The organism is Paenibacillus sp. D2_2 (assembly GCF_031199965.1).
In the GTDB taxonomy this organism is placed as follows: Bacteria; Bacillota; Bacilli; order Paenibacillales; family Paenibacillaceae; genus Fontibacillus.
The window spans coordinates 4695654-4712132 of sequence record NZ_CP133605.1 but is presented as its reverse complement, the minus strand read 5'-3'; the positions used below and the strand labels follow the sequence as shown (position 1 = coordinate 4712132).

Annotated in this window: 12 protein-coding genes and 6 pseudogenes; 11 read left to right on the top strand and 7 right to left on the bottom strand. The window is 47.1% G+C overall.

Annotation, left to right across the window (positions count from 1 at the left end; genetic code table 11):
- Positions 1-2 precede the first annotated feature (2 nt).
- The 5 genes and pseudogenes from RE628_RS24055 (at position 3) to RE628_RS24035 (ending at position 6231) form a co-directional block, all read left to right on the top strand.
- Positions 3-1068 (top strand): annotated as a pseudogene (locus RE628_RS24055) (sensor histidine kinase).
- A complete protein-coding gene (locus RE628_RS24050; RefSeq protein ID WP_309155666.1) occupies positions 1058-1720 on the top strand; it encodes a response regulator in 663 nt (220 codons plus the stop codon). Before RE628_RS24055 ends, RE628_RS24050 begins: the two are co-directional and overlap by 11 nt.
- Before the next feature lie 160 nt (positions 1721-1880).
- The gene (locus tag RE628_RS24045; RefSeq protein ID WP_309155665.1) at positions 1881-2714 is read left to right on the top strand and encodes a hypothetical protein; all 834 of its coding nucleotides are present in this window, start codon (positions 1881-1883) and stop codon (positions 2712-2714) included.
- A 210-nt stretch (positions 2715-2924) separates the two neighbouring features.
- A pseudogene (zwf, locus tag RE628_RS24040) lies at positions 2925-4477 on the top strand (glucose-6-phosphate dehydrogenase).
- 171 nt (positions 4478-4648) lie between these two features.
- Positions 4649-6231, top strand: a pseudogene (locus RE628_RS24035) (peptide chain release factor 3).
- A 266-nt stretch (positions 6232-6497) separates the two neighbouring features.
- On the opposite strand, the gene sspI reads toward RE628_RS24035, so the two are convergent.
- Complete coding sequence (gene sspI, locus RE628_RS24030) at positions 6498-6731, bottom strand: small acid-soluble spore protein SspI (protein WP_309155663.1); 234 nt, start codon at positions 6729-6731, stop codon at positions 6498-6500.
- Positions 6732-6855: 124 nt separating this feature from the next.
- Here sspI and RE628_RS24025 point away from each other — a divergent pair, with 124 nt between their 5' ends.
- The 3 genes and pseudogenes from RE628_RS24025 to yunB all read left to right on the top strand — a co-directional run bounded on the left by RE628_RS24025 (position 6856) and on the right by yunB (position 9455).
- A complete protein-coding gene (locus tag RE628_RS24025; protein ID WP_309155661.1) occupies positions 6856-7548 on the top strand; it encodes a potassium channel family protein in 693 nt (230 codons plus the stop codon).
- Between the two features lie 5 nt (positions 7549-7553).
- Positions 7554-8352: pseudogene (locus tag RE628_RS24020) on the top strand (TrmH family RNA methyltransferase).
- Between the two features lie 333 nt (positions 8353-8685).
- Positions 8686-9455: pseudogene (yunB, locus tag RE628_RS24015) on the top strand (sporulation protein YunB).
- Positions 9456-9509: 54 nt separating this feature from the next.
- On the opposite strand, the gene RE628_RS24010 reads toward yunB, so the two are convergent.
- Positions 9510-10577, bottom strand: a complete 1068-nt coding sequence (locus RE628_RS24010; RefSeq protein ID WP_309155659.1) for a M23 family metallopeptidase — start codon at positions 10575-10577, stop codon at positions 9510-9512.
- A 197-nt stretch (positions 10578-10774) separates the two neighbouring features.
- Between RE628_RS24010 and lipA the strand changes: the two genes are divergently transcribed.
- Complete coding sequence (gene lipA / locus RE628_RS24005) at positions 10775-11674, top strand: lipoyl synthase (RefSeq protein ID WP_309155657.1); 900 nt, start codon at positions 10775-10777, stop codon at positions 11672-11674.
- A 23-nt stretch (positions 11675-11697) separates the two neighbouring features.
- Positions 11698-12030, top strand: coding sequence for a YutD family protein (locus RE628_RS24000; protein WP_309155655.1), 333 nt, complete (start codon positions 11698-11700; stop codon positions 12028-12030).
- Between the two features lie 29 nt (positions 12031-12059).
- Here the strand turns inward: RE628_RS24000 and RE628_RS23995 are convergent, their stop codons facing one another.
- The 5 genes from RE628_RS23995 to RE628_RS29830 form a co-directional block, all read right to left on the bottom strand.
- Positions 12060-13067, bottom strand: a complete 1008-nt coding sequence (locus tag RE628_RS23995; protein ID WP_375143000.1) for a S41 family peptidase — start codon at positions 13065-13067, stop codon at positions 12060-12062.
- Positions 12992-13504 (bottom strand): S41 family peptidase, encoded by a 513-nt coding sequence (locus tag RE628_RS23990; protein ID WP_309155653.1) that lies wholly within the window; start codon positions 13502-13504, stop codon positions 12992-12994. Before RE628_RS23990 ends, RE628_RS23995 begins: the two co-directional genes overlap by 76 nt.
- 23 nt (positions 13505-13527) lie before the next feature.
- Positions 13528-14334, bottom strand: a complete 807-nt coding sequence (locus RE628_RS23985) for an NAD kinase (protein WP_309155651.1) — start codon at positions 14332-14334, stop codon at positions 13528-13530.
- A 317-nt stretch (positions 14335-14651) separates the two neighbouring features.
- Positions 14652-14774, bottom strand: a complete 123-nt coding sequence (locus RE628_RS29835) for a hypothetical protein (RefSeq protein ID WP_375142998.1) — start codon at positions 14772-14774, stop codon at positions 14652-14654.
- A 77-nt stretch (positions 14775-14851) separates the two neighbouring features.
- A complete protein-coding gene (locus RE628_RS29830) occupies positions 14852-15706 on the bottom strand; it encodes a nucleoside recognition domain-containing protein (RefSeq protein ID WP_375142997.1) in 855 nt (284 codons plus the stop codon).
- A 359-nt stretch (positions 15707-16065) separates the two neighbouring features.
- On the opposite strand from RE628_RS29830, the pseudogene RE628_RS23975 reads away from it, so the two are divergent.
- Positions 16066-16457, top strand: a pseudogene (locus RE628_RS23975) (globin).
- The last annotated feature ends 22 nt before the right edge of the window (positions 16458-16479 follow it).

Genomic DNA, 16479 nt, shown 5'->3' with positions numbered 1-16479 from the left:
ACATGAAGAGAAAGAAGCCTGTCAGCATGGTCTCTCGCAGTATGCGGGAGGGATCCTCTTCTGTTTTATTCTATTGGCGGTTATTCTATACGTTCTATATACATACGGTTATTTTCAACTGATTGATTCTTGGCAGAAAGGTATTATGGCAGGGCTGACCCTGCTGACGCTACTGATCAGTCTCGGTTCGATTTATGGTTTCTGGCAAGGCTACAAATATAAGAAAAAAGTAGATTTGATGCGCGATGCGTTGTTGCAATGGGAGAAGGGGAACCAGACCGGAACGGTTCCGGAGTTGGGTGAAGATGAGATTGGACAGCTGGGCGAGCAACTTGTGCGAATCGGCAAGCGCTGGGAAGAGCAGGTATCTTCCTTACAGCGCCTCTCAACTCATAATGCGCAGCTTGCTGAGCAAGCTCGCGTATCGGCGATTGTCGAGGAACGGCAGCGCCTTGCTCGTGAGCTTCACGACGCCGTATCTCAGCAGTTATTCGCTATATCGATGACCGCTACGGCGGTAGGTCGGACAATGGACAGGGATTTTGAGAAAGCAAGGCGACAGGTGGAGCTGATTGAGGAGATGGCCTCAGTAGCCCAGTCCGAGATGAGGGCACTGCTGCTACATTTGCGTCCGGTCTATTTGGAGGGCAAGCAGTTATCCCAAGGTTTGCTGGAGCTCGTTAGCGAGTTGAAAGCAAAGGTACCAATCGAGATGATGCTAGAAATGGACGAAGGACTTAATCTCGGGAAAGGGATTGAGAATCATCTGTTCCGCATCATTCAAGAGGCGATGTCGAATACGATGCGTCATGCCAAGGCGGATAAGATGGAAATTCGTATTCATCGGCGGGGTGATATCGTCAAGGTAACGCTTCGTGATAATGGAATGGGATTCCAGCTAGATGAGAAGAAGCAAGCCTCCTATGGTTTGTCGACGATGCAGGAGCGAGTGCTTGAGGTCGGAGGTTCAATCCAGATTATTACCGCTCCCGGTAAAGGTACTGTATCGAAATCACAATACCGTTAATGAACGAAGAGAACGGGGAGGATACATGTCATGGAGAATGAAATAGATAATGAAAGGGATATCAAAGTACTACTAGTTGATGATCATGAAATGGTGCGGATTGGTCTAGCTGCTGTACTCGGAACCGAAGATGGAATCGAGGTCGTCGGTGAAGCAAGCAGCGGGGAGGAAGGAATTCGCCTTGCCCAGGAATATAAACCCGATGTAGTCCTGATGGATCTGGTCATGGAGGGGATGGATGGCATTGAAGCGACGAGAGAGTTGCTAAAATTGTATCCTGACTGCAAAGTCATTGTGCTGACGAGTTATCTGGACGATGAGAAGATGTACCCTGTCATTGAAGCGGGAGCCTTCAGCTATCTGCTTAAGACGTCTCGTGCCTCCGAGATTGCTGAAGCGATTCGTGCAGCTGCCAGAGGGCAATCGGTGCTGGAATCGCAGGTGGCCTCGAAGATGATGAACCGGCTGAGACAGCCGAAGGCGGAGACGCCTGCCCACGAGGAGCTTACTGACCGGGAGATGGACGTGCTCCGGCTGCTAGCACAAGGCAAGTCCAACCAGGAAATTGCTGATGATCTGATCATTGGTGTGAAGACGGTAAAATTCCATGTCACGAATATCTTAGCTAAGCTTGGTGTAGATGACCGTACTCAGGCGGCAATCTATGCTTACAAGAATGGGCTTGCAGAATAAGATTAAATTCATATTAGTTCTGAGAAGACGCCATTAGGCGTTTTTTTATTTTCAATTTGTTGGACGGTAGATCGATAGGGAGGGAATGAAGTATAAATAGCTGCCGGGAAGGGAATCCTAGTTTCATAGATTACTAGATTCTCAGATTCGGGGGCTTAGCATGCCGGGAAAAGAACGAGTTTGGCTTAATACACTGAAGCGTTGTAGTTATATGATGATAGGTTTCGCAATTATTATGGTGATCATTGGCTTCTCAGCACTGGATGGGAATAAGATGAATAAAGTAGATACAGCTGATAAACAATGGAAAAGCGTGCTTGCGCTAGCAGAGCGCTCAACGGATGGAGCGCTTCGTGCTACTGTGAAATGGCAGGGAACCTGGAATTCGCTGCTCGAGCCTAGCGAAGCTGCTTATGCTCTAGCTTCAAGGCTTGGCTTGTCTACCCCGATAGAGAATGAAGTTCAGGGTCATCGTGTTTATAACGCTCTTGGCTCTAACGGAGGAGTCTATTCCAAATTATCCGTTATGCCCGAAGAAGGGGGAACTTCCTATTATGTCATCCTACTCATGGATGGGGATGCCCGTGTGAATGCTGATCTTTTCAGTGAATTACAGACCACCTACGGTCATTCGCTTCAGGATGAGGGGGTTGACGTGAACTGGAATGCGGCTCTGCAAGGTTCTGTAGTATCAGGTCTTTCCAAAGAATTAGAAATGGTGGCCCAGTCGCCCGAATATTCTAGTGCGTCAATTCAGAAGCTATTGAATAAGATCGAAGAGCAGACAGGACCGGAATTGGGGCTTCATAGCGCTGAAGAGTATGTTGATGAAGAATCGCAGACAATAAGCCGATCCTATGAAGTTGGCGGACTGCCAATATCCGTTCAGAGCGGAGATCATGAAATCGCACTGCAAATGGCGGTTCATTATAATGAAGAAACCGGAGGGCGGGAAATCTCCATCGGATCCCCACTGCTTACGGTAGAATACTGATTATGATGAACAAGATGAACTTAAAATTAATGTTAGATTAATATTAGATGAATTTTCATGAAAGCTAACGATTTTCGATATGAATATGATGCAACCTTCGCGTTAATGTGCTAAAATTACATCACTACCTAGTGATGCCCTTGTAAGGTGATGGTATTGATAGGAATTGAATAAACATACACTATAATATATAGAAAGAAATGAGGAGCCATGACTGAAAATCAAAATCTAGAATCACTTCAGACACCGGGAGCGGTATTTTTTATTTTTGGTGCAACTGGGACTTGGCGCGTCGTAAGCTCTTTCCTGCTATCTATTCGCTATATCGCGAAGGGAAGCTGGCTGAGGATTTTGCAGTTATCGGCGTTGCCCGGAGACCGCGCACTCATGATGAGTTCCGGGACGATCTGTACCAATCCATTCAAGAATTTTGCCGCTATAAAGTCAAAGACAATGATCGTGAGACTTGGGTGAAATTTGCGGAGCATTTCTCTTATAAATCGCTGGATATCCACAATATTGATGGGTACCATGAATTACGGGATTTGACCGAATCCGTAGAAGATCGCTTTAATATACCAGGTAACCGCTTGTTCTATCTTGCGCTGGCTCCTGAATTGTTCGGCAGCGTGTCCTTTAACCTTAAGAAGGGCGGCATGCTTGCTAGCGAAGGCTGGCATCGCCTTGTGATCGAGAAGCCGTTCGGTTACGATCTGAGCTCTGCTCAGAAGTTAAATGAAGAATTAAGCCAAGTGTTCAAGGAAGAGGAGATTTTCCGGATTGACCACTATCTCGGCAAAGAGATGGTTCAGAATATCGAAGTTATTCGCTTCGGGAATTCCTTCTTCGAACCTTTATGGAATAATAAGCATATTGCTAACGTGCAGATTACGCTGAGCGAGACAGTCGGCGTTGAAGAACGTGGTGGCTACTATGATCATGCGGGAGCATTACGCGATATGGGCCAGAACCATATGTTGCAGATGCTGACGATGATTGCCATGGAGGCGCCAAGCCGTCTATATCCGGAGGACATCCGTGATGAGAAGGTTAAGGTACTTCGCTCACTGCGTCCGTATGAGTCCGAGGAAGATGTTAAGGCTCATGTCGTTCGTGGCCAGTATAAAGCGGGAGAGAGCCGTGGCAAAGAATTGCCAGGCTATCGCCAAGAAGATAAGGTAGATCCGGATTCCAATACGGAAACTTATTTTGCCGCTAAGGTATTTGTAGATAACTTCCGCTGGGCCGGTGTACCGTTCTATATTCGTACCGGTAAGCGTCTGCCAGTAAAGACTACTGAAGTCGTGGTAGAATTCAAGCAAATGCCTACGAATGTATATCTGGGTCAGAAGCATAATCTTGAACCGAATCTGCTCGTCATCCGTGTCAATCCGATGGAAGGGATATATATCAAGATCAATGCCAAGAAGCCGGGATCAGAATCGAAGATTGAACCGTTCGCTATGGAATTCTGCCAAAGCTGCCAGGTAGGCATTAACTCACCGGAAGCTTATGAACGTCTCATTTATGATGCGGCTAATGGTGATTCCACTTACTTCACTCGTTGGGATGAAGTGGCTGCAGCTTGGTCCTTCGTGGATCGTATCGCTTCAGCTTGGGCTAAGAACCCATCTGACATCCACATGTATCCTGCAGGATCATGGGGTCCTGAGCAAGCTGATGAGTTGCTCGGCCTTGATGGATTCCACTGGTGGCCAGTGAACGGACAAGAAGAGGACAATGTAATTTGGATCAAGCAGTAAGTATATCCGATACTGGATTTAACGATAATAAGTAGTGTAGAGAGTCGCGCCAAACGGAAATCAGTTTGGTGCGTCTTTTTTTGCCGAGTGCCGTGAAGTAATATGCGTACTTGATACAGAAAATATGTTAAAATAAAAGGCATGAATTTGTGAAGCGAGAGGAAAGTGAGAATGAGCAAAGCATTGGAGCAAGAGCTGCAGCAGGAAGTGGATAAACGCAGAACGTTTGCAATCATTTCCCACCCGGATGCCGGGAAGACGACTTTAACCGAGAAATTGCTGCTATTCGGGGAGCGATTCGTTCAGCCGGTTCGGTTAAGGCTCGTAAAGCCAGCAAGCATGCAACGAGTGACTGGATGGAGATTGAGAAGCAGCGGGGGATTTCAGTAACCTCTTCCGTGATGCAATTTGATTATAAAGGACATTGGATTAATATCTTGGATACTCCGGGTCACCAGGATTTCAGTGAGGATACGTATCGTACATTGACAGCTGCTGACGCAGCCGTCATGTTGATCGACGTGGCCAAAGGGGTCGAGGCGCAGACGATCAAGCTGTTCCAGGTCTGTGCCAAGCGGGGCATCCCGATCTTTACATTCATTAATAAGCTGGACCGTGAAGGGCGTAGCCCGTTTGATCTGATGGAGGAAATTGAACAGGTACTGGGCATTCGTTCTGTTCCGATGAACTGGCCGATCGGCTCTGGGCGCGAATTGTGTGGTGTTTATGACCGCATGAAGAATCAGGTAGAGCTGTTCCAAGGAGACGATCACGACCAAATTGAAGTGAAGAAGGTTGAGGACTACAATGATCCAATCATCCGTGAGATGGCGGGAGAATATTTGCATGATCAGCTATGTCAGGATGTAGAACTACTTGATGTGGCCGGAGATCCATTTGATCTGGAGAAGGTAAAGAATGGACAGCTTACTCCGTTATTTTTCGGTAGTGCGGTGAATAACTTTGGGGTACAGACTTTCCTTGAGAACTTCCTTCAGTTGGCTCCTAAACCTGAGCCACGCCGCAGCACAGAAGGGCCAATTGAGCCTACGAACGAGAAGTTCTCGGGCTACGTGTTCAAGATTCAGGCGAACATGAACCCGGCCCACCGTGACCGAATTGCCTTCTTGCGTATTGTATCCGGCAAATTCGAACGCGGTATGTCGGTGAAGCAAACGAGAACCGGCAAGGACATTAAGCTATCTCAGCCACAGCAATTTTTGGCTCAGGATCGGGATATTGTAAGTGAGGCTTATCCAGGAGACATTATTGGATTGTTCGATCCGGGCATTTTCCGTATCGGTGATTCGTTAAGCCAGGGAGGCGGCGTTGTCTTTGACGAAATGCCAACCTTCTCACCTGAGATATTCGCCAAGGTTACTGTAAAGAATGCGCTGAAGCATAAGCAATATCAGAAGGGTATCGATCAACTGACCGAGGAAGGTACAATTCAAGTATTTACAACGGTTGGGTTTGAAGACACACTATTAGGCGTTGTAGGTCAACTTCAGTTCGAAGTATTCGAATACAGAATGAAAAATGAATATGGTGTAGACGTGCAATTGCAGCGCATGCCATTTCAATTCGCTCGCTGGATCATTGCCGAGAAGATCGATCCATCCAAATTCCGTATTAATTCGACACTTGTTACGGATAAGAAGGGCAACTATGTAGCCCTGTTCGAGAACGAGTATGCGATGCGGACGGCGATGGAGAAAAATCCGGACGCGAAGTTCCAGGAGACTGCTCCTTAATTAAAAGTCAGACTTTCAGCACCGAGAAGGTTGGATGAAGCTAGGGACTGAGTAGCGGAGCGTACGTAGTTGGTACGTGAGCACCTAAGATGTTTCCGTAGGAAACATGACTTCGTAAGCATCCGCTAAGGCCCGGCTGAATTCAAGATTCGATGCCTTGATAGCCTCCTGATTTACCTCGTGATCAAAGGGGACTTATACAACAAGCCTTTACTTGGCCGAATAACGGTTGAGTAAAGGCTTGTTGTATAACTGGGGCAACAATCTTATTTCAATGGCTTCATTTCCATTTGAGCAAGCTGCTGATCGAGGATGGCGAGCAATTCGTCCTGCTTGGCTTGATCGATGTTCTTCCAGAGAATCTCGAACATGACGCCAAGACCGGGTAGCGCTGCTTCTTGGGCATCAATAGAGCCCTCAATCATCTCGCGCAGCCCTTCCTTGTCTTTGCCATGTACCTTGTGAATGACAGCCTGGCGCAAATCGAGCATAATTGACATGGAGAACCCTCCTTGAAATAGTATAGGCCCAGTCGTTAATGTTCCCGATCCATCCTGTATAAATTCAAGTTTTAATACGAATATGGTATACTAGATCGAATCCAAAAGTTCGGGGTGATGAATTGTGGCACGCACAGAAAAGAAACAATTTGCCGTTATAGGGATGGGAAGATTTGGTCTTAGTGTTGCGAATGCACTTAGTGGTATGGGATTCGATGTACTTGCTATCGATGCCAATGAACAAAGAATCCAGGCCGTATCCAATATTGTTACACATGCGGTATCCGCAGATTCGACGGATGAAGAGGCGCTGCGAGCACTTGGTATCCGTAATTTCGATGTAGTTGTTGTGGCGATTGGTCAGGATATTCAGGCCAGTATTCTAACCACTCTAATATTAAAAGATCTTGGTGGACCGCTTATCGTCGTTAAAGCCCAGAATGAGCTGCACGGTAAAGTGCTGAACAAGATCGGAGCCGATAAAGTGATCTATCCAGAAAGAGATATGGGGCTTAGAGTAGCGCATCATCTTACTTCGCCTAATATTCTGGATTATATAGAATTATCAGATGAATACAGTATTGCTGAAATGCGGGCTACTTCTGCCATGCTTGGACAGAACCTGAAGGAGCTGGACGTTCGGGCCAAATTCGGTTGTAACGTCATGGCGATCAAGCGGGGGACGAAGATGAATATTTCGCCTACAGCGGATGATCGTCTTGCGGAAGGTGACATTCTGATTATCGTAGGACAGAAGAATGATTTAACGAAGCTGGAACTGGCTTATTCAGAATCTTCACCGGTTAGGATGAAATGAACATGATAGAAATTTTATCACCGCAAAATGCCCGAGTAAAAGAATGGGCCCTGTTGCTCGAGAAGAAGCATCGAGATAAGCAGCATAAGTATTTGATTGAAGGCATCCATTTAGTCCAGGAGGCACTTCGATCAGGTGCGGACATAGAGTGTGTATGCTATGAGAAGGAGAGTGGCGTCCCTGCGGAATTATCTGCGGCGGCGTCTGCGCGACTCGATGTGAACTGGATCGCGGTATCAGAGGCGGTGATCGCCAAGTGCAGCGATACGAAGACGCCTCAACCTGTATTTGCTGTTCTCCGTAAGGTAGACGAGCAGGTGCAGATGAAGTCCTTGTTGGACAAGGATCGCAGCCTCGTCGTTGTGCTCGATGGAGTCCAGGATCCCGGCAATGTCGGCACTATTATTCGCACTGCGGATGCCGTAGGTGCTGATGGCGTTATTGTCGGCTCGGGTAGTGCTGACATCTATAGCCCAAGGTCATCCGTTCCACGATGGGTTCGTTGTTCCATTTACCCATCTTGCGTTGTAGATTACCGGAAGTTTTACCACAAGCCAAGGAACGGGGCATCCGGCTTGCAGGCACAAGCCTGCAGGCGGCGGTTAATTGCTATGAGTATGATTTCACCGGCCAGTCTGGCTGTTGTTTGGTAGTGAGGGCGGCGGGTTAAGTGAAGAAGTTCGCACATTGATGGATGACGGACTGATTATCCCGATGCGCGGCCAAGCGGAATCACTCAATGTGGCCATGGCCGCGTCTGTACTGTTGTACGAAGGGTTACGACAGCGGTATTTTAACAAGTAAATAACTCCTGTCCAAACAGGACTAAGACTGGAAAAGAATCAGTGTTCTATTTGATCTTTTCCAGTCTTTTTGTATTCCAAAGAAAGAAGATCCGTGACTACCAATAATATTTCTCCAGAGAATGACCCCTAGAATGGCAGTCCTTCTTTTTTGTACAGGTTCCGCATAACTTGTATAGATATGTGTGTTCAAAAGGGCCAGTTTTCAAGCGGACTTGAACAACGAATCTCTAGAAGTTGTTGCTGGCTGGGAGGGTGAGAGATGCTGCGGTTCAGAAGAGGTTGGCATAGCAGGAGAAGACGGCCGAGAAGAAGGTCTGGAAGCAGACGTTGGTTGTGGTTGATTATCACGATGATCACCTTATTTGGGTTTGTGCAATTTTATAATTATGTTGACAGGCATATGAAGGGGCCCATCATGCATCTGGCCAGCATTCGCGTTAAGCAACTTGCAACGGAATCGATTAATGAAGCGATCACTTCGCAGGTGGCGAATACGGATCAGGTTGATCGGCTGATTGATTGGAAGATGGATGGTAACGGGAAAGTATCGGGGTTCATGCTGAACTATTCCTCGCATATGAAAATCACATCGGATACGATCGCAACGGTACGTAACACGCTGGAGGAAGTATCGCATTTGTCGGAGACGATTCCGCTGGGCAAGCACTGGGCAGCCCGATTCTAGCCTCGTTCGGACCACGAATTCCGATTAAGATCGAGCCTCAAGGGGACGTGAAGGTCGATTTGAACACCCGTAAACAGGACGCCGGCATCAATATGATTCTGGTCGAGGTGTATTTGCGGGTGAAAGCGGAATTGTCCGTCGTCGTGCCGTTTGATATGGAACCGCAATCTGTAGAGACGGAAATCCCTGTCTCCTACCTACTTGTCGTTGGCGATGTCCCTATGTATTACTATGACAGCAAAGGAAATCCGGTAGGGAGTCAAGCCGGAGCTCCTAACATAGCATTACCGTCCCCAAATAAAACAGGCGAGCTGCCGTCTAATGGAGACAGCAACTCGCCTGGAGATGGAACGGTCATCCCGAAAGATGGGGAGCAGGAGACCGGGCAAGATACGACGCAGTCATCGGGGCATTAAAAGTATGGGCTGATGCTGGTCTGTAGCAGATGAGTGAGCCGTTAATTTCTTCGCTTATTTGCTACGTCTTCGCTCGGCCTTTTCCCATTGCTGGAGGAGGGGGTACGGATTAAAGGCCCACTCTGTTGTACCGGTATCGCGGTAAATCCCGTAATGAAGATGGGGAGGGAACCTTCCTTGCGTGCCCGGAGGACCGTATCCACTACTGCCGACCCAGCCGATCACCTGGCCTGGTGTGACTAAATCGCCGATCTCGATTTTCTTCTCATATCCTTGTAGATGGGCGTAGTAATGATATCGATTGTTCAGATCGCGAATGCCAATGCGCCATCCACCATAGGGATTCCATCCCTTGGTCTCGATGATTCCATAGCATACACTCCGTACCGGTACTCCATAGGAGGCGAACAAGTCTGTTCCTTCATGCGTGCGTAGGCCGCCCCACCCTCGCCGATCTCCCCATGTATCACGATACGTGTAAATGCTGTTGATTGGGAGTGGAAATGCGCTGGCGGTAGGATCGATATGCCCGAACGTTTTATAGATTTTAACGAATTGGCGAATGCGCTTGACGGCGGAATCAGTCTGATAATATCGCCACAGGGCAATCTGAAAATCTTCTTCCTCATAACCGAGACTGATCAGATAAGAGGCCATCGTGAACATGGCGTCATGGTCATCCGCTGGATCGGCGGCTCCATCTGCTGAAGCATCCTTGCCGATCCCACCGAACAAGGCAATCGTAGCCAGATTTTTGTCGGCTGGATCGGGATTAATGGGTCCGGACCAGATGCCCTCCTTAAACCTAATGCTGGTTAACCGGTCGACTTGATTATCCTTTTTCGCTTTTTTGCGCGAGCGCGGCGTTATCGTACGTTCATACTGATCAACAGCAGCAAGCCAGTACCACGGAATTTGTGTTTGAATGCTGACCTTCTCATATAGCTCCCGTCTCATTTCATAGATGCTCAGACTGGTTTGGGCTGTACCTGGTTTCTCAGGAGTAGCCGTGGTCTGGGCTTTGGTGATTACTGGCTCAACGATAGGCGAAGCCACTGTCAATGAGACGATGATAAGACAGCCGATCGTCTTGTTACATAGGGATGAAAAGGATATTTTCAAGGTATCGTCTCCTCCTTTGTGAGAGGTTTGTAATCGATAGACGCAGGTCCACACTGACACTTAGGTTGGGACAAATGTTGTGTTTTTATTCCAATTTATTGAGTAGGTATTCCCAGTGGATTCATGGTATAATAAATGTCATTGTGGGATTACAAAGATCTATAATACAAAACAATGAAGAAGGAAGGTTTCTTATCTTGTCGAAGCTCGCAAATGAACCGAAACCGGACTGGATTAGAATTAAACTGACGACAGGCGATAACTATCAGGACATTAAAAAAATGATGCGTTCAAAAACTTTACATACGGTTTGTGAAGAGGCACGCTGTCCGAATATATATGAATGCTGGGCTAATCGTACAGCAACTTTCATGATTTTGGGCGATATTTGCACACGCGCCTGCCGCTTCTGTGCGGTTAATACAGGAATGCCTACTGAGCTGGATCTACAAGAGCCAGAACGTGTCGCTGAAGCTGCTGAAAATATGAATCTACGTCACTGCGTTATTACCAGTGTAGCTAGGGATGATTTGAAGGATGGCGGCGCCTCGATCTTTGCAGGAACAATCGCTGCTATGCGCAAGCGTCTACCTCTCTGCTCTGTTGAAGTATTGATTCCTGACTTTATGGGGGACGAGGCTTCTCTCCGTATTGTCATGGATGCTAAACCTGATATTCTGAATCATAATATTGAGACGGTAGAGCGTCTATCTGATCGCGTTCGGGCGAAGGCGAAGTACCATCGCTCTCTAGAGTTGCTGCAAAGAGCGAAACAGATGCAGCCTGATATTCCTACGAAATCAAGTATTATGCTTGGTGTAGGTGAGGAATGGGATGAAATTTTGCAGGCGATGGATGATTTGCGGGCAGTAGACTGCGATATTCTTACGATCGGTCAGTACTTACAACCGACACCGAAGCATCTTCGGGTCGAGAAGTATTATACACCTGAGCAATTCGCAGAGCTGAAGGAAGAGGGAATGAAGCGAGGCTTCAGCCACGTTGAATCAGGTCCACTCGTTCGCAGTTCTTATCATGCGCATGAACAGGTTAAATCGGCCAAGAGCCACAAAGACGGCGCGGCTACGTTGTCTTAAGGGCGATTAAGGAGGGGGAGCCAGTGATCCACATTGGCGGCAGAACATATGAACTGATGTACAATCATAAGGATGCTTGGGATCAGGAAGCATTCAAGCAAAGATACAGCGAAGTGCTGGACCGCTATGATTACATCATCGGTGATTGGGGCTATGAGAAGCTGCGTCTAAAGGGCTTTCTGCGTGACAATCATCCGAAAGTAACACGCGACACGGCATATTCCGGTATTACCGAGTATATTAACGAGTATTGCAACTTTGGATGTGCCTACTTTGTTCTGCAGAAGATGAAAGATAATCCGAAAGAGCCTTCCAACAAAATAGCTTATGAAGAAGAGAAAACGGCTGCCGAGTAAATCGGCAGCCGTTTTATTATGGTGTTATTTTAATAAGATAAATGAATAATACCCTGCCCATAGCTCCATTTCAAATTCGGGAACTTCTGTGCGAAATCATGCAGTTCTACATAAGACTCATCGTCGATCATTTTAATACTCTTGGATGCTAAGGTGAAGCCAGTTTTCTTCCCGCTTTGATCTGTGATAACCAACTTCTGTGCCGCCTTGTTCCAAGTCGTGCTGCCTTGTATGAGAGCCGCGAGTACTCGGGCCGGGGCGTAGACCTTGCTGCCGTTCTGCACAGTATCGATATAACCGTTCAGTTCAACACCATTCACTTTCAACGAATAAGCACTGCCGCTAAGGTCAACATGTTTCAGACCGGCTTTGTGCAGGCCAGCAATGAGCTGAGCGACCGGACTGCCTGTGATCTCGATATCGGGCTTCAGGCCGATATGATTGAAGTCTACTTTATTCGGCGTTAAATAGCGCTCGATTGTCATCTTGAGATATCCACCGTTAGATAATTGGAAGACGTTCTGAATGCGGGCTTTGCCATAGGTTTGGGCGCCGATCACTTTGGCGATTCCATTATCATGCAGTGCACCAGTAAGGATCTCAGAAGCGCTGGCGGTCCATTCATTCGTTAGAACAATGACGGGCATCCCAATATCTTTGCCGTCTGTGATGCTTACTTTCTCCAATTTGCCGCTCTTGTCAGCCGTGTACATAAGTGTACCACTCTTCATGAACTGACTGGCGATGTTCTGTGCCGACTCAACATAGCCCCCCAGATTATCACGCAGATCGAGCACCATCGATTTCATACCTTGGCCCTTCAACGTACTTAATACTTTGGCGAATTCCTCGTCCGCGTCCTCTGAGAATGAAGCTATGGAAATATATCCAATTGTGCTAGAGGGAATCAGCTTTCCTGTTACCGAATTGAGCGAGAATTCAGTACGCTTGACAGGAAAGGTCAGGTTACTTGTACCGCGCTTAACTGTGATACGGATAATTGTATCCGCTTGTCCACTAAGATCGATATCCTCCATATCGGCGACGGGAGCGCCGTTAATTTTAGTAATGATATCTCCTTGCTTAAGTCCGGTATTCTTGGCCGGGAGCCGTCCAGCACGCTGGTAATATACAGATTGTCTTTGGCATATCTAAGCGTAATGCCGATGCCGACATATTCTCGATTGATGCTACCTGCGAATTGCTCCATATCTTCAGGAGATAAATAATCGCTGTATGGATCATCCAGGGTATAGATCATTCCACGTATCGCATTATCGATAAATTCCTGCCTTTGTGCTCCCTCGATATTATATGAATCCAAATAGTCGAGCACCTCTTGCAGAACCTCAAGCTCCGAATCCTTGGTCTGCTCCGTACTATCGGCGGCTGCGCTTGCTGCCTGCGGAAGGGTGAGCATCAGGGCCAGCAGAGGAACGATAAATTTCCTACCTAACTTATTCAACTTCATCATTGTCCATCCTTTGCAAAATAAGATTAACCTAGAAATGCATTGCGAACCCGATTCCAGAATGGAAAAGGACGATAGCGCACAAAACTGATCTTCTGCTCGGCAACCCGACAACGGACCGAGATAAGATCAGTTACAGGTGTATTGATATGATCAATGGTAAGCATCAAATTCTGCTCTTTGCGTGAGTAGATATCACAATGGTGATGCTTAGGTAGGACCAAGGCCGAGCCCATCGTACGGAAAACACGATTGTTGATCGAGGCAATCTCAGAGATTTGCATGGCTTCTATGGATGGATGAACCATGGCGCCCCCAAGGCTCTTGTTGTACGCAGTACTTCCCGAAGGTGTAGATATGCAAATACCGTCCCCTCTAAACATTTCGAACATCTGATCGTTAATGTCAACTTGGGCTACAATTGTCCCGCCATCCACACTTTTTAGAGTAAATTCATTGAGGCAGATGAAGGAGGAGGTACCGGATTTCTTAACAATTTCCACCTCCAGTAGGGGATAATGGACGACTCTGGGATTCAGCTGGCGCCTGTCTTTTTGTCCGCTCATGAGTTGAATTAGTTCGGGGATTTCATCTGCTTTCCAATCGGCGTAGAAACCGAGATGGCCTGTATGTACTCCCACGAAAGCGATGGAAGGGATGCGGTTAATGAATGTATGAAATGCATGGAGCATCGTGCCGTCCCCGCCGATAGACACAACAATATCTGGGGACTCGGAATCCAGTATTAGTCCTTGCTCCCCCGCCAGCTTGTGAAAGGACTTGCTAAGATCGCAAGACAGCTGATCTCCGCGGTCCAGAACGTAATATCTCAAGATGATAGGCTCCTTTGCAAACTTTATATAATTCCTGTAAAGATCATAATCAATTATGAAAAATAACACAACGTTTCATTTTTTCGGTTTTCCCTTTTGCCAAGGCAAAGATGACAGGATCTGCTGAATGATTCGAGCCAAAAGAGATAAAATAAGCAGCGTCACTACAATTTTTATGAACAGTATAAAAAGACTAGGTACTTCTTTCCATCGTTGCAGTAGCTGTTCGGGTTGCTCCAGTGGCTTGAGGGAGGGGGTTACACCCATCAGCGGCTTCCAGACAAGGAGCATTAGTGTAGCGGCCAGAAAAGCATGAATTAGTCTGGCGAAGAAAAAGGGAGATAGCGCAGATCGGTATCATTCAGGATGCTGGCAACCTGTGCATGCACCGACAGGCCGCCCCAAGATAGAATGAAGGCCGCTGCTGCTGCCTTGAACATGAGCGGGACACCGACGGGGGCCGCGGATGCTTTAGCTCCTAGTGTGACTTCGAACGTTCCGCCTACAAAGGCTTGGGCTAACTCAGGGGCAGATGCAGAAGAGTAAGCATTCCTTGCACAATGTTATAGAAGAAGCTCATTACATTTGCAGCGGTCAACACCTCGAGGATGACGGAGAAAAATACAACCAATCCACCCACGACGACCATGAGCTGAAGGGACGAAGTTACTGAATGGCGCAGCAGTTCTCCTAAGCTACGTCCATCCACAAGTCTTGCTTCATGCATAGCTCTTAGAGCAAGCCGGATACTAAAGCGCGCTTCGGTTGATTTCTTGGTTGTGGGATTTGTTGATCCGTCTGTACTTCGTTTCGTACCATAAAATCTCATAATAAAGCCTACGATGATGGCACTGCCGTAATGAACGAGAGCGAGAGCGCAGGCTAGCTTCGGATTGCCAAAGAAGCCGACGGATACAGCTCCAATTAGAAAAATCGGGTCCGAAGTTGTAGTGAAGGCGACAAGTCGCTCCCCTTCCTCACGGCCGATTAACAGTTGTCTACGTAGCTTAGTGGTTAGCTTAGCGCTGACTGGATAGCCTGATGCGAAGCTCATAGCGGCGACGAAGCCACCTGTTCCAGGAATACGAAATAACGGCTGCATTAGAGGATCGAGCAGTTTGCCTATAAAATGAACAATGCCAAAACCAAGCATAAGCTCAGAAATCACAAAGAAGGGGAATAAGGACGGAAAGAGCACGTCCACCAAATGGCTAATCCGCGTACCCCCGCCTCCCAGGAAACCGTAGGATAGATCAGCATCATTACGGTGAAAATAAGTGCTAATAGAGGAATAATCGCTGTTGTCCAGCTTTTGTTCATGGATAACGCCTCCACTTGGGTCATAATCCAGTGTATGAGTCCGGAAGGACAAACATCACCAAAAAAATAGGAAAGCGATTTCATAAAGTGCTGTTTTTTTTGTATCCATATGGTAAAATAGCACTATAAAATCGTTTTTGGATGGGGTGTTGAATATGAGTTTTGTTGCTGGTATTCTCGTATGCGCCTTTGTATACGTCATTCGTGCCTCTCTTGTCCATCCTGGTGAAGAGGATTGGCATAGCTACTAATGAACTAAATTTATTACTTGTAACAAGCTCCGATAGGAGCTTTTATTTTTTTTTGGTATAATTTATCTAAGTACAAGCTCTATATTATGAGGAGATTCAAAAATCCAGTCCGGACTTTTTGAATTACCTTTAAGTGAGGAAGTTAGGAGATGAGTGTAGGGTGAACCCCAATCTGAGTATTTACGATAATCTTGGCGGGGCAGAGACCCTCAGACGTCTGGTTGAGGCTTTCTATCCGCGAGTTGTAGAAAACCCGCTTATCGGTCCGCTTTTCCCAGAAGATATTGATCCGGTAATGGAGAAGCAGTATATGTTTCTGACCCAGTTTTTCGGGGGCCATCTCTTTATTCCGATACGTACGGTCATCCGATGATGCGGGCACGTCATATGGCCTTTCCGGTTACTCCGGAGCGGGCAGAAGCTTGGTTAGCTTGTATGAGTGCAGCGCTTGAGGAGATTGGAGTGGACGAGCCGCTTCGGAGCTTCGTTATTCAGCGCCTGTCGGGTCCTGCTCATCATTTTGTGAATACAGAAAGCAGCACGAATGATTGATTTGTTAAACAACCCCTTTAAT

Excerpts from the sequence above, each read along its gene's own strand:
- RE628_RS24050 (WP_309155666.1), top strand. The coding sequence starts at position 1,058 with ATGGAGAATGAAATAGATAATGAAAGGGATATCAAAGTACTACTAGTT.
- sspI (WP_309155663.1), bottom strand. The coding sequence starts at position 6,731 with ATGTCAATTATGCTCGATTTGCGCCAGGCTGTCATTCACAAGGTACAT.
- RE628_RS29835 (WP_375142998.1), bottom strand. The coding sequence starts at position 14,774 with ATGTTCAAGGCAGCAGCAGCGGCCTTCATTCTATCTTGGGGCGGCCTG.
- RE628_RS23995 (WP_375143000.1), bottom strand. The coding sequence starts at position 13,067 with ATGGAGGATATCGATCTTAGTGGACAAGCGGATACAATTATCCGTATC.
- RE628_RS24045 (WP_309155665.1), top strand. The coding sequence starts at position 1,881 with ATGCCGGGAAAAGAACGAGTTTGGCTTAATACACTGAAGCGTTGTAGT.
- RE628_RS23990 (WP_309155653.1), bottom strand. The coding sequence starts at position 13,504 with ATGATGAAGTTGAATAAGTTAGGTAGGAAATTTATCGTTCCTCTGCTG.